This window comes from Haloarcula pellucida, assembly GCF_014647235.1.
GTDB classification, from domain to species: domain Archaea; phylum Halobacteriota; class Halobacteria; order Halobacteriales; family Haloarculaceae; genus Haloarcula; species Haloarcula pellucida.
Genome location: NZ_BMOU01000002.1, coordinates 210,745 through 224,349, shown reverse-complemented (window position 1 = coordinate 224,349; position 13,605 = coordinate 210,745). Strand labels below are relative to the sequence as shown.

The window sequence follows — 13,605 nt, the reverse complement described above, 5'->3', positions numbered from 1 at the left end:
CGTCCTCGGTGATGACGGATGTAGTGTTCACAGGCACGGCATTGCCCTGTTCAGGAAGTGAGAATGTGACACCAAGATTTACAATATACGGCTGAGGAGGGGTGGTCAATGAGTCTCACGAAATTCTACCACTACAACGTCTGGTTCGAAGGTGAGGACGGTAGAAGACTCAATCCCAGAGATGTTCTCACTGATGATGTCTTTTCGTCCGATATTTATCAAATCTCCAATGGTGAGGATAGGAACTACCGTACACAGTTTCGAGGGATGGGAACTCACTTGCATCACGGCGTTATAATCCGGACAAAGGACGAGGATGATTTTGTCAGATTAACCAACGATGGTCAAATCACCCGTTTATCCGAGGCGACCGATGATGAGGGTGAAACGGGGGATATGGATTTCGACTATGTCAATCTCGCTACCCAGACGACCAGTGGGAAAATCGATTTGTTAATTGAAGTCGGTTTCCAGACGCCAGGAATAGGCGTCATCAAAGATTATCTGAACGAACACGTCGAATGTGACGAAGAGTATGATGTTGAGCACGAGACAGACGTTAGGGACGTAGATGATGAAAAGCTCACTCGACTGCTGGATAGCAATCTCAAAAAGGTAGAGATCAGTTTCAAGAAAAACCCTCAGACATATTCTGAGCTGGACACAGACCAAGCAATTCGGACTCTAATTGACGACAGTTATCGATTGAAATTTGAAGCGAGCCTTCATCAGGACAAGGACGCCGAAGAATCACGGGTTGATGAGTTTGTTAGCCACTTCAGTTCGCTGTTAGGCATCGATGCAGATACTGCGGAGGAATCAATTACCAAGATTGACTTTCCTCGAATCATGCACACTTTCCGTATCGAGGGCGTAGAGTCGGACGAGGAAGAAGTCGAGGACAACCTCGCGGATATCGTTAAGAAAGAGGAAATCGACACGACCGGTTACGAACTGTTCGACCAAAACTTGGGACGGGAACTCTGTGACCGTCTGTAACGATGAAAAAATTCCAAGAATTCGGTCCCGCGATACTGACAGAACGCGAGTTCATCGGGTCTGGCCCAGTCGGTGACCTGAAACGAGATACGTTGTATGCAGTAGTTCTCTCTGTAGCGGCTTCCGCAGGGCTATACTTTGTCGGAATCCCACTCATCGCGTTGGAGAATATAGATGCAGTAAACCGAACAATCACGACAATTCTTGGTCTATTATTCCCTGTCTTAGCAATCATCTACACATTTGGGTTTAGAGATGAGAATCCAGCAATCAAGGAACTGAAGCGCGTCGGGAAGTTTGATGAGGTGATTTCAGTATTCACTATCTCAATCGCCATTATCGGACTCACATGGATATACACGTTCAGTATTACAGTATTTGAGCTTCACACCCTATTCGGTAGCACAGCCAAGCTCGCATTTGCTTATACAGCTGTCCTTGCGTTCTTCTTCGTCATCTTGAGACTATGGAGATGTTTCCAGATATTTGTTCTACTGAACAAGGCAATCAGGGCCAACGAGTAACTCACCCAATCCAAACTAAGCACCGCCACAATCGACAGCAGTCAGTCAAGGTCATAGCTACATACCTAAGTCACCGTCCCCAGCAGAATTGACACTGGCCCTCACAGAATCGAATTGCGACTGACCGTCACAGTGGGGTCGTGTCCTCGACGGCGTCCTCCAGCAGGTCCAGAAAGTCAGGGTCATATTGCTCCTCAACGTGGTTCACGTTCCAGAGTCCTGATTCTCGAATTGCCCGACTACGACTGTACTTCCCAAGCCATCCGTCGTCTCGTGGGTCAACTGTCTGACCCTCGAAGTTGCTGAGGAGGGCGATAGCGTTCTGCTCGATGTGCGCTCGGTCACTGTCCGCGCGGGGTTCGTCGTCGACGTCAACCCATAGAAACGGCTGCTCGCGGATGTACGTACTCACACGCGTTCCAGTATGTACTCCTCGTCACGAACCTCCGACCGGTCTCGGTCGATACTCGACCAGCGTTTGTCCCAGTCGGGATAGTCGTCGTGGAGGTTGTGTTTCTCGATAATCGCCTCACCGACGCGCTTTCGGTACACCGAACCCCGATGGTTCCCGCCATGAGGGTGGTTGCTACTGGCGCTACTGTTCCATAGTGTTGCTTGAGGCTGTCCCAGAGGGATGTGCTGCTCCCCTTAGACACTGCGTGTGTCCCAACGCGGGTTACGCGCAGTTGGTCCGAGGAGTCTCGGGTTTCGCCCGATTCAAGGAAGAAATAGACACCACGGTCGGGCCAGTTCATGTATCCAGTGCAGTTTTTGAGTTTCTGTTTCCCACTGACCCGCCGTTCAAGAGTGTCGATCATGTTATAGAATCGACTGACTTAATTATGATGATTCATATTAATACAAATGATTTAGCTGTCATCAAAGACACTCAATCGGTCAATCCCGTGCTCAGTAAGATAGTATAACCACTCATCAAGCGCACGTTCAACGGCTTCACTCATATCCATATCGTGCTCATCACAGAGGTCGCGTAGGTCGTTAGCTATTTCATCATCTAACTCGGACAAGTCGACATTCCCGGTTTGCTCTCGTTCAAGCCGTTCTAAAACAATCTGTTTCACTGCTTTTTTCTCATTCAGCCCGCGGTCCTTGGCCCACGCATGTAATTGCTCAACATCGTCTCCTGTAAGAGTAATTCGAGGACGAATCCTATCTTCCCCTCTGACTTTGGCGTTCCACTGCTCCACAATTTCATCCCAGAATCCCTCTGGCCCGTCTGCAACCTCTGCCGCACTCCTCACCGCACCAGGAGGTACGTTCTTTTCTATTATTTTCTTTGCAAATCTTTCGGCTAGCTCACTGTCTCCAGTTACTCTACGTAACTTCGGTACTATGTCGTCAGCGAGATATTCCGTATCAATGTCTGAATCAACATCGGGGTCAAAAATTGTGCCACTCCAGAAATCATCTGTTGGCTCCAGTCGAAGCCGAACTGTCTGAGTATCTATACCAAGCTGGTCAGCTACTTCCTCAATACCCCAGTCTTCAACTAATTCTTCGAGTGCTTTAGCTCGGTCTTTGCGAGAAACGTCTTTATCGAGATATTCATTATTTTCGTTTACCGAAGCTGCAAGAGCCTCCATGTCATCAAGCTCCTTGACTATGAGCGGTATTTCAGGAACTCCAACAGCTTTAGCTGCCATCAGCCGCCTCTGTCCGGCAAATACCTTGTAACCTTCTCCATCATCTGTGGGCCGAGCCTGCGGAGGGTCTTCTATACCATTTTCCTTGATAGACTGCTCCAAATCGCCCAAGTCGGTTTCGGGGCCTACTCCGGTTTGCCGTTCGTTGAACTCGTCCACCCTCACCTTGCTTGGGTCGACATATTTTAACTCAGCATCGTGATGCCTGAAACCAGTGTCAGCATTATCGTTTGCCGTATCCGCCATTTTATGCCTCAGTCTGCACCCATTCTTCGTCTTCCTCCCACTCGAACACCTTTGTAGATGTGATATCGCGGGAATACACCCTACGCCACAACCCGGCAAAATCACTACTACGGATTACGCCCGTATAGTCCTCAGATGGCTCGAAATAGTTCATTATATACTTCTCGAGCTTTCTGGGGGTCCAATCATACTGTCGGTCGTCCTTACGGACTGTGTGAATAGCTTGCGCTCTGTTAATGAACCCCTGATACGACCAGACAGATTGGAGATCCAGCGTTCGGATTGACCAGTCCATCCCTTCATAATCCTCCTCAGCCTCAAACATCGGCTTGAAATAGAAATCCTCGTGAATCTCACGTACACGGTCCCGTGCATCTCCTTCCCCGGGGTCCGAAGACTCCAATACCGCATAAAAAGGTGATTCAATCCAAGAGAGCGGAGGATCATTCATGTCGAGGGCCTCTCTGATAGCGTCTCGCCATTCATTTTCAAATTCTTCATCCTCAAAACGGACTACCAGACGCCGAACAGGCAGGTCATAGACAGTAGACGACTGCCCAAGCACAGACTGGATGTCTAACCAAGGGAAGTCACCGTTCTCTGCACGGTCAAATTCCAGTTCGAATTGTTTCCTCTTGACGACATCTCCCTCCATTATATCCGAAACATCGGAAGACGAAACCGCTGCAATACTCTCTCGCTCAGTATTGAATGAACGATTTGCGTCCAGTTCCTGAATATTATCGGCATTCAGATGAGCCATGGCCTTCCGAAGGCCCTGTGTGAAGCTATAAGGGACGTAGCGTTTCGTATTTTCTTTCTTTTGTCTTTCATCTAGAAAGCTGTCTGTAACAAGAGGCTCAAGGGCCTTCCAAGGAACTTCGTCAGTCATGTTTACAGTCGTATCTAAACGGGCGTTAGCCACCGACTAAAAAGTGTGGTAGAGACTGAACGTGGAGTTAGAGATACCCTTCGTCCGTTAGGAACGCTTCGATGGCTTTCCTCACGAGCTGCTCCTCAGAGGTGCCGTAATCCCGCGCTGCTCTTTTTAGCCCAACAGCGTAGTCGCCGGTGAAAGTAGTCTCCGTCCTAACTTTCATATCACCTTCTCGCTGCTCTTCTTTTTCTTTACTCACTTCCTCAACTGTTTCAACAAAAGACTGCTCGCTCCTGTCCGCTCGCTTCTTTGCTTCCCGTACTTCCTCGCTGGACAGGTCGTTTTTCGATACTTTCTGTACCACCTCTTCTCTTTCTTCAGTGGAATCTGCACCTGTCCGAATTGTTGCCAAATCTCTATCCGGGATTTCGTCAACTTCTTCCTTGTTTATCCCCAAAGAGTTTGAATCATGGGTCTCAACTTCGACATCTGTCTCTTCGTCGTCTTCATCACTTGGATCAACATGGACAGACGTACTTTCCCATTCATCCCGAGTACGTTCAAGCCAGTATTGTACACTCCGGTTCGATATCCCCAACTCATCTGCGATGTCTGGTGGGGTCCAGTTATTAATCTCCATCAACTTTTGAACAGCAGCGGCACGGTCGCTCCGGGATACCCCCTTTTCAAACGCCTCGACGTTTTCAGTGATGCTTGCTTCAAGTGCTTCTGAATCGTCCCAGTTCATGACGATAACTGGGATACTATCAAGGCCGACAGATTGGGCTGCGAGAGTTCGTCTTTGCCCAACCACGACCCGAAGGCTCCCATTATCAGGTCGTGCGACAGGCGGTTGGATTATGCCCTGCTTTTCAATGCTCTCTTCAAGCGACTCATCATCTTTGTGAGGTCCAACGTTCTCATTTCGCTCATTGAGAGGGTCGATTTCCAGTTCAGATGGGTCAATTTCTCTAACTTCCATTTTATTTACCGCCCATAAGACGGAGTGCGATTGTCTGCCACGACATTTCCGCGATAGTCCAGTCCTCCCCTTCTACTTCGACACGAACAACGCTGACATCATCTGACTCCGGGTCAACATCCTCAGACTGGTCGCGTAAGTAATCGATTGCTTCATCCTCTTCGTTATGTAGCGTTTTCTCGTCTGGCAGGTGAACGAGATAAAACGTACCATCGTCTACGCTGAGCACCATGTCACGCCATTTAATAGGAGGGTTATTCAAGCTTGTTCCTCAGCGGGCAGTTACAACTGGTTCCACCCGTTGTTTAGAACTATCTCAGATATCAGACGATATAGTTTCTATGCCTATGGAGGTCAACCGTCACACTCTGATGGGCCGTGGTGAATCGCCAGACGTAGCTTGATTTCATGGTTTCAGAGACTACTCGATGTTGTGAACCGCACACATCAGGACGAGCCCTCGAAATTCTCCGTACCAAGTTCGCGCACGTACGGCGTCGCCGAGCGTGCGCGTGATCGATGGGCCGGTACTCACGATGTTTGATCAGCGGTCTCACGCCCTCTTCGCGGAGTTTGTCGCGTAACTCTATCCAATCGTAGCCTTTGTCGGCAGCCGAACTGTGTGTCGTGGCGTTTCTCAGTCGTACAGTGAACGTCCAGAATCGCTTGGCTTTTTGTGTCGACGAGCGCTGTCGCTTTGAGCGTCTGCACTCGGTAATTCGTCCGACGGCAGTAATGTTTGCTAGCGTTTTCGCGGTCGAAGAACGTCGCGTCGATGGCGGCGTGACCGGATGACTCGTCCTCCTGCGCCGACAGACACAGCAACTCGCCAGAGCGCTGTCTTGATCCTATCAAACCACTTGATTAGCGTCGAGCGATCGGGGAGATTGGCCGCGTCGAGGACGATCTCCCCGAGTATTTGTGGCATCTCGCTCAGCAAATCAAGTGCTTCCCGGGAGGGTTTTTCCAGGTAACCCCCCAGACAGTGCAGCGACGACGCTAGTAATAATATTTAATTAGCTGGCGTATGTCCGGACAGACACGATGCTCGGTGCCGCCCCCACGCTGTCCACGGCCGACCTCGTCCTCGCGAGTATCGCACTCTCGATGCTTCTAGCAGCCGTCGGTGCCGTCCTCACGTCCCTCAGCGTCGTCGCCGCGCTCGCGGCCGGGTCGCTGCCGGCCAGCGGGTCCATCGGCTACGCGCTGTTTTACAACCCGCCCGGTTCGACGAAAGCGGTCTAGAAGGTCACTGCGCCGTCGGCGTCGTCTCCTCGCCCATCACTTGCTTGACCTGCAGGGCGGCGGAGGCGGCGATACCCTGTGCGAGGTCGTCGCGTTCTGCGTCGGTGATGGTCGCGTTCTCCGGGTCTTCTGGTGCGTAGTCGGCGCTGACGACCGACCCCACCGGTGGCTGGACGGCGATGGTCGCTCGTGGTCCCGTCTGGCCGTCGCTTATCTCGGACCCGACGACGTACTCGCCCGGCAGTAGTTCCCGCGTCCGGGCGGCGACGCCCGCGAGGTCCTCGCGAAGCGTCTGGCGTTGCTCCGGCGTGAGCGTCACTTTCTCCGTGTCGCCACCGAGCGGCGAATTCCCATACATGGACGTTCTGCTCCACTTAGGCGGTAGGGTACTAAAAACCCCGTGACTAGTCAGATACGGCCGACAGCGCGGCGTTCAGACGACGGGGTGACTCTCGCCGTAGGTCGCCAGCACGACGGCGCTTGCGTACGTCTCCTCGGGGGCGACCGATTCGACGTGGACCGACTCCTCGACGAAGTCCCACTCGCGGAGGTCACGCCCGGCGGCGAGACCCTCTCGAATCTCGGTCCGGACGGCGTCGGGGTCGGTGCCGTCCACCTCGTAGAAGATGCCCGGGCCGCCCTCGCTGCGGGCCCACCCGACGCCGGCCGCGGCCCGTTCGCCCGGCGCGGCCGTCGCCGCCGACTGGACGACTTCCAGCGCCTCGCCCGGCGGCCCGAGGTCCGGTGCGGTCTCGACCACCTCGATGGCCGGTCCCTCGGGGATGACCGACGAGAGCGTCACGAGGTTGTAGTTGTGGACGCCCGCCTCGGCCAGCGCCGCGTCGTACGACGACAGCGCGGTCGGCCCGGTAGCGGTCCCCCACACCACCCGAATCGTGCTCATGACTCTGCATCGACGACGCGCCGGGTAAGGCGTTTCGTTTCCAGCCACCGATACCACAGGATTGGTCGAACAGAGCGTCGACAGCCTCGTCTTGTACGCACCTTACTCCCGGTTGACTCGGTGTTCCACAACGATAGCCCGAGGTTATTCCGGACAATACAGTGATAACAATGGTCGGTTCAGCCGTGCCTCTCCGCCATGCGAGTGACCTATCTGGAATCGGCGGCGGTGTTGGTCGAGACCGGCGACGTGGACGTGCTCTGTGATCCGTGGCTCATCGACGGCGCGTACTACGGGTCGTGGGCCCACTACCCGGAGCCAGACTTCGAACCGGAAGACTTCGACCACGTCGACTACATCTACGTCTCCCACGTCCACCCGGACCACTTCCACCCGGAGAGCCTCGAACGAATGGACACGGACATTCCGGTCCTCATCCACGACTACCGCTGGGACTACCTCAGAGAGGCCGTCGAGGACCTCGGCTTCGAGGCGGTCGAACTCTCGCACGACGAGCGGACCCACCTCGGCGGGGACACTCACATCAACGTCCTCGCGGCCGACGGCTGTGACCCCGAGCGCTGTGGGAACTTCTTCGGATGCACGTGGTACGACACCGAGGCCGACCAGACCGGGTCGACGCAGGTGGACTCGATGGCGGTCATCGACGACGGCGAGGAGACGCTCGTCAACACGAACGACTGCCCCTACCCCATCGCCGAACCCAGTTGCGAGAAGATCAAGGCCGACTACGGCGAGGTGGACATGCTGTGTCACCAGTACAGCGCCGCGCAGTTCTACCCGCAGGCGGTGACCAACTACGACCACGAGGAGAAGATCGCCGAGCGCGACCGGGTCATCCAGGAGAAACACGAACTCGCGCTGAACTTCATCGACCTGTTCGAACCGACCTACTACATGCCCTTCGCGGGCGAGTACGTCCTCGCGGGTGACCTCGCGCACCTCAACGAGTACACCGCCAACCCGCCGCGCGAGGACGCGAAGGCCTTCTTCGAGGCTAACACCGACGACGCCCACGAGTGCGTCTTCCTCAACTCCGGCGAGTACGTCGACGTGACGACGGGCGAGCGGTCGGCCCCGTTCGAACCGGCCGACCCCGCGGCGAAACAGCGGTACATCGAGGAGGAACTGGCACCCCGCGAATTCGACTACGAGGCCGACCCGATGCCCACCCTCGACGAGTTCCGGGCGTACGTGCCACTCGCCTACGAGAACATGGAAGGGAAACGCGCCCGCATCGGCTACGAGACCGACACCACCGTCCTGATTCCGCTGGTCGACGACGTCTGTCTCGAACTGTCGATGGACGGCAGCGGATTCGACTACACGCGGACTCTCGACACCGACGACTACGACGACGGGTGGGTGAAGATGGACGTCGACCCGCGACTGCTCATGCGCCTGTTCGAGGGCCCCCACAGCGCGTACTGGGCCGACGCGAAGATCGGGTCACACATCGGCATCAGCAAGGACCCGGACATCTACGAACGCGGCCTCTACAACACGCTCGGTGCGTTCCACGCCGACGGTGCCGACGTACAGGCGACGGCGAGTCACGACGCCACCGCCGAATCGGACTGAGCGGCCGCGAACCGAGTCGGCCACCCGGCGTGACAGTCGAGTAGCGAGGGGATTTTCACGCTTGATATCACGGCGCGAATCTATTTATGCGCAAACATCTGTTGTCCGGATAATGATTTCGCGGATAGTCCGGACGCTCGTCGGACTGATGCCTCGGCGGGTGCAAGAACGAATGCTGTACGAAGTACTCGTTAGTCAGGGGCTCTGGGCAGTCCTGAGTGGTATCGGCGTGGTCGTTGCAGTCACGGTCAGCAGTGGCGACCTCACGACCGCGCTGACCGCGTGGGCGATTACGGTCCCGGTGATGTCGGCAGGCACCATCATCGTCGGTGGGGAACTCATCAAGACGTCCAACCAACTGACTGCCAGCGCGAAGGAACTGGCCGCCGAGAACTTCGACGCGGACGTCGAGATGGACCGCCGGGACGAACTCGGCGACCTGAGCGTCGCTCTCCGCGAGGTCAGAGACTCCCTGAGTAGCCGAATCGAGGAGGCCGAACTGGCGCAGACGGAGGCAGAGGACGCACAGGAGGCCGCCGAACAAGCACAGACGGAGGCCGAGAAACTCGTCGAACAACTGCGCGACCGCGCCGACGAGTACAGCGAGGTCATGGCCGCGACGGCCGACGGTGACCTCACTCGACGGATGGACACCGACGCCGAGGCGGACGCCATGGCCCGCATCGCCGAGTCGTTCAACGAGATGGTCGAAGCGCTGGCCGCGACAATCGAAGAGGTCCAGTCGTTTTCCGGGACCGTCGCCGCTGCCAGCGACGAGACCAGCACGCACGTCTCGAGCGCCCGTGAGACGAGTCGCGACGTGATCCGGACGACCGACGACATCGCCAGCGAGGCCGACGAGCAGAACCGGAACCTCGAAACCGTCACCGCCGAGATGAACGACCTCTCGGCGACCGTCGAGGAGATCGCGTCCTCGGCCGACGAGATGGCGTCGACGGCACAGAGCGCAACCGACCGCGGCGAGGACGGAAGCGAGTTGGCCGGCGAAGCCACCGCAGAACTCCGAGACATCGAGCGGACGATGGCGGAGATGGTCGAGTCGACGGCGGCCCTCGAAGAGCAGATCGACGAGATACGTGATATCGTCGGCCTCATCGACGACATCGCCAGCCAGACCGACGTGTTAGCAATCAACGCATCTATCGAGGCCGCACACGCCGACGGCGACGGCGACGGGTTCGCGGTCGTCGCAGACGAGGTCAAAGACCTCGCGACCCAGACGCAGACCGCGACCGACCGCATCGAAGACATCATCTCCGACGTGACCGAGCAGGCCGACGAGACGGCCGCCGAGATGCGAGCGACCAACGAACGGGTCGCGAACGGGGCCGAGACCGTCGAGTCGGCACTAGCGGCGATGGACGAACTAACCGAAGAAGTCGAGGACGTCAACGCGGGCATTCAGGAAGTGAACCGGGCGACGGACGAACAGGCGGCGACCAGTCAGGAGGTCGTCACGATGCTCGAAGACGTCGCCGAGGTGTCCGAACAGACGGCCAAGCGGGCCGAACAGGCGGCGACGGCGACCGACGAGCAGATGGCAGAGCTAGACGACGCAACCGACGACATCGATCGTCTGGCGAGTCAGTCACAGGCGTTGCAACGCGCCCTCTCCGACTTCGAGACGGCGACGAGACGACGGCCGGCCGCCGGTGGGGCGGCGACGGTCGCCGAAGACGACTAAGCGGTCAGTTTGTAGAGAGAGCCCGGTCGGTCGGCCTCGCCGTCGACCGCCCGTTCCGTGTAGTATACCGCGTCGTCGGTTACCAACGGCGCGCTCGTGACGTGGCCGCGGTTGTCGACGGCCCACGCCACGTCACCGCTCTCCCGTTCTAGCGCGTACAGCGTACTGGTGTATGACCCGACGAGGACGTGGTCGGGCGTGGCGACCGCGCTCCCGATGACCCACCCGCCGGTGTCGAATCGCCACCGCTCCTCGCCGCTGTCCAGCGCGATGGCGTAGAGGTTGTCGTCGTGACTGCCGACGTAGACGGTGCCCGAATCGACGGCCGGCGCACACATCAGGTCCGCGTCGGCCTCGAACTCCCACTCGACGGCGCCGTCTTCCACGTCCAGCGCGGTGACAGTGCCGGCCCACGAGGGGACGATCGCCAGACCGTCGGCGACGGCGATGGGCGCTTTCACGTCGCCGCCGGTGTCGTGGGTCCACGCGCGTTCGAGGTCGGGGAACGACCACGCGTAGACGTGGCCGTCGTTCGACCCGAACAGCAGACGGCCGCCCTCGCGGTCCAGCGCCACCGTCGAGTGGGGGTGGTTCGTCGGCCGGGAGTCGCGCCACTGCACGCTCCCGGTGGCGGCGTCGACGGCCGCGACGCTGCCGCTGGGGGCGGCGTGTTCGACGGCGACGTACAGCACGCCGTTGTAGTAGGTCGGACTCGCGCCGATGGCGTCGCCGAGGTCGGTCCGCCAGCGCCGCTTTCCGGTCGCCAAATCGAGCGCCGACAGCGCGCCGTCGTACGCCCCGACGTAGGCCGTCTCGTTGGCGATGGCGGCCGTGCCGTGGCTCCCGCGGCCGGCCTGCGTGATGGTCGTCGCCCACCGAACCTCGCCGTCGGTCGAGACGGCCCGCACCCGGCCGGTGTCGTCGGCGACGACGAGATCGCCGGATGGGGCCAGCACCGGACTCCCCTTCGCCGCAGTGTGGTCGCCGTGGTTGGTCGGGAGTTCCCACGCTTTCTCGACGCTCGCCGGAATCGCCCTGTCGGTGTAGCCCTGATTCAACAGCCCCTGCCGGAACTGGGTCGCCGCGAACTCGTCCAGCGACGTGGAGGCGAGCGGGTCGAACCCGGACTGACAGCCAGCCAGCGACCCGGCGACGGCGGTGCCGACGCCCGCGAGGAACGCCCGTCGTGTGTGGCCGCGCTCGTGCACGCGACCCGCTACCGGGCGGGGCGGCTTAAATCGCGCGGCGACCCGTCGCTCAAACCGTGGCTGACCCTCCAGAAAGCGTTTACTACGAGGGGACGACCCCGAGACTATGCGACGACGCGCCCTCCTCGCCTCGCTCGCGGCCGGCGTGACCGGACTGGCCGGATGTTCGTTCGGTGACGGCAGCGATGCGACACACACCCCGGTCGACCCGTCGGCGACCGACACGCCCGTTCACTCACAGCCACAGACGGACACCCAAGCGGACCGGCGGACCGGCGAGCCACCGCGGCCCGAGGAGCCATCGCACGTGGTCGAGTTGGAGACCGGGCCACGGACCTACGCGCTCTCGCCGTACGTCCGCGTGGACGATGGCGGACGCGTCGCCCTGTGGTTCGACCGCACCGCGACGGCCGAGCATCCGGCCCGTATCCGGGGATGGCTCAGAAACGGCAACGACTTCGAGAACACCTTCCGGATTCAGTGGCTGCCCGTCGTCGGCCGGGTCCACGCCCGGCAACCGCGTGGCTACGACCACGAGGCCAGCCTCCACCTCGCGCCGACCGAGAACAACGAACTGGCGGCGACGGTCCCGACGGTCGTCCGCGACGAGACGGGGTACTGGCGCGTCGAAGCCGTCGGCCCGTGGATGACCGAGACCTACCGGATGGCCCCCGGTGAGTGGGTCCGACTGGAGTACGAGGTGGTCGGGTCACCGGAGATGTCCGGCCGACCGACCGGCACCTACGAGTTCGACGACGAGGCGACGCTGACCGTCTGGGACACGGCCAGTCCCGGTCCGGCGGCCGAGTCGCGCTTTGCCGGACGGTCGCTCCCCGAGTTCCCCGGCGACGGTGGCGTGCAGTGGTACCACGAGGCCGACGCCGACACCGTCGCGTTCGTCCGCCCCTCGACCGAGCGCGTCGAACTCGACGGCCTCGTCGAGTTCGAGGTGATCAACCACAGCCACGAGCGACTCCAGTGTGGTCACTGGAACCTATACAAACTCGTCGACGGCGAGTGGTTCCACGTCGGGCCGTGGGTACACACTTCCGACTGCCGGCTCCTGTCGCCGGGCGACCGGAAACAGTGGCCGCTCCGGGCGTTCAACGGCGAGGCAGTCCACACTGGACAGGACTGTCACGGCGGCCTCACGCGCGGGTATCTCGGCGGCGGCGAGTACGCCGTCGTCGCCGGCTACGGCCACCCCGAACCGGAGAGCGGCGCGCTGGTCGAACTCGTCGGCGAGCCAGCGACGGTGGTACCCACGGCGGACGCCACCACCGAGCGCGACGGGTCGACGGTCACGGTCACGACCGAGCGGTACGGCGACGACGACCACCCGCCCGACGCGGCGTTCACGCTCCAGTACGCCGATGCCGGCGGCGAACGCGTCGTCGCCGAACAGGTGATGCGACCCAGCCAGTTCGGCGGCGACGGACGCGGCCTCCGGAACGCCCTCCCCTTCCTCACGGGCGACGTGGAGCAAGTGGTGGTCCACACGGACGCCCACGTCGTCGACAGCGTGCTCGGTCACGACGAGCAAACGAGACGGTTCACCTTCCGCGGACGAGGCTACGTCGCCTCGCGTGGCGCTAGCGACGAGTGACGAAGCGGACGTGTGGTAGTCGCCGCGCGTCCCGGTGGCCGTG

The 13,605-nt window shown here is 59.2% G+C and carries 13 protein-coding genes and 2 pseudogenes; 6 read left to right on the top strand and 9 right to left on the bottom strand.

Annotation, left to right across the window (positions count from 1 at the left end; genetic code table 11):
- The first annotated feature begins 108 nt into the window (after window positions 1–108).
- On the top strand, window positions 109–999 hold the full coding sequence (locus IEY28_RS07790) for a hypothetical protein (protein WP_188996097.1): 891 nt from the start codon (window positions 109–111) through the stop codon (window positions 997–999).
- Between the two features lie 2 nt (window positions 1,000–1,001).
- The gene (locus IEY28_RS07785; RefSeq protein ID WP_188996095.1) at window positions 1,002–1,523 is read left to right on the top strand and encodes a hypothetical protein; all 522 of its coding nucleotides are present in this window, start codon (window positions 1,002–1,004) and stop codon (window positions 1,521–1,523) included.
- 127 nt (window positions 1,524–1,650) lie between these two features.
- On the opposite strand, the pseudogene IEY28_RS20920 reads toward IEY28_RS07785, so the two are convergent.
- From IEY28_RS20920 to IEY28_RS07755, 6 genes and pseudogenes are all read right to left on the bottom strand, one after another.
- A pseudogene (locus tag IEY28_RS20920) lies at window positions 1,651–2,341 on the bottom strand (GIY-YIG domain-containing protein).
- A 51-nt stretch (window positions 2,342–2,392) separates the two neighbouring features.
- Complete coding sequence (locus IEY28_RS07775) at window positions 2,393–3,433, bottom strand: ParB/RepB/Spo0J family partition protein (protein ID WP_188996093.1); 1,041 nt, start codon at window positions 3,431–3,433, stop codon at window positions 2,393–2,395.
- 1 nt (window position 3,434) lies between these two features.
- Window positions 3,435–4,325 (bottom strand): hypothetical protein, encoded by an 891-nt coding sequence (locus tag IEY28_RS07770; RefSeq protein ID WP_188996091.1) that lies wholly within the window; start codon window positions 4,323–4,325, stop codon window positions 3,435–3,437.
- Window positions 4,326–4,392: 67 nt separating this feature from the next.
- Window positions 4,393–5,292 (bottom strand): ParB/RepB/Spo0J family partition protein, encoded by a 900-nt coding sequence (locus IEY28_RS07765; RefSeq protein ID WP_188996089.1) that lies wholly within the window; start codon window positions 5,290–5,292, stop codon window positions 4,393–4,395.
- A gap of 1 nt (window position 5,293) precedes the next feature.
- Window positions 5,294–5,524, bottom strand: coding sequence for a hypothetical protein (locus IEY28_RS07760; RefSeq protein ID WP_188996087.1), 231 nt, complete (start codon window positions 5,522–5,524; stop codon window positions 5,294–5,296).
- Window positions 5,525–5,713: 189 nt separating this feature from the next.
- A pseudogene (locus IEY28_RS07755) lies at window positions 5,714–6,286 on the bottom strand (transposase); the annotation flags it as partial.
- 50 nt (window positions 6,287–6,336) lie between these two features.
- On the opposite strand from IEY28_RS07755, the gene IEY28_RS07750 reads away from it, so the two are divergent.
- Window positions 6,337–6,537, top strand: a complete 201-nt coding sequence (locus IEY28_RS07750) for a DUF8015 family protein (protein ID WP_188996085.1) — start codon at window positions 6,337–6,339, stop codon at window positions 6,535–6,537.
- Between the two features lie 4 nt (window positions 6,538–6,541).
- Here IEY28_RS07750 and IEY28_RS07745 read toward each other — a convergent pair whose 3' ends face one another.
- Both IEY28_RS07745 and IEY28_RS07740 read right to left on the bottom strand, forming a co-directional pair.
- Window positions 6,542–6,895 carry a DUF5811 family protein gene (locus tag IEY28_RS07745; protein WP_188996083.1) on the bottom strand — a complete coding sequence of 118 codons (354 nt, stop codon included), beginning with the start codon at window positions 6,893–6,895 and terminating at the stop codon, window positions 6,542–6,544.
- Window positions 6,896–6,970: 75 nt separating this feature from the next.
- On the bottom strand, window positions 6,971–7,441 hold the full coding sequence (locus IEY28_RS07740) for a pyruvoyl-dependent arginine decarboxylase (protein WP_188996081.1): 471 nt from the start codon (window positions 7,439–7,441) through the stop codon (window positions 6,971–6,973).
- Window positions 7,442–7,639: 198 nt separating this feature from the next.
- Between IEY28_RS07740 and IEY28_RS07735 the strand changes: the two genes are divergently transcribed.
- Together IEY28_RS07735 and IEY28_RS07730 are read left to right on the top strand one after the other, a co-directional pair.
- Entirely contained in the window at window positions 7,640–9,043 is a 1,404-nt protein-coding gene (locus tag IEY28_RS07735) for an MBL fold metallo-hydrolase (RefSeq protein ID WP_188996078.1), read from the top strand.
- 112 nt (window positions 9,044–9,155) lie between these two features.
- Window positions 9,156–10,748, top strand: coding sequence for a methyl-accepting chemotaxis protein (locus tag IEY28_RS07730; RefSeq protein ID WP_188996076.1), 1,593 nt, complete (start codon window positions 9,156–9,158; stop codon window positions 10,746–10,748).
- On the opposite strand, the gene IEY28_RS07725 is transcribed toward IEY28_RS07730, so the two are convergent.
- Window positions 10,745–11,956, bottom strand: a complete 1,212-nt coding sequence (locus IEY28_RS07725; RefSeq protein ID WP_188996074.1) for an outer membrane protein assembly factor BamB family protein — start codon at window positions 11,954–11,956, stop codon at window positions 10,745–10,747. The two genes, IEY28_RS07730 and IEY28_RS07725, sit on opposite strands and share 4 nt — an antisense overlap.
- A gap of 106 nt (window positions 11,957–12,062) precedes the next feature.
- Here IEY28_RS07725 and IEY28_RS07720 point away from each other — a divergent pair, with 106 nt between their 5' ends.
- Window positions 12,063–13,562 (top strand): hypothetical protein, encoded by a 1,500-nt coding sequence (locus tag IEY28_RS07720; protein WP_188996072.1) that lies wholly within the window; start codon window positions 12,063–12,065, stop codon window positions 13,560–13,562.
- Window positions 13,563–13,605: the final 43 nt, after the last annotated feature.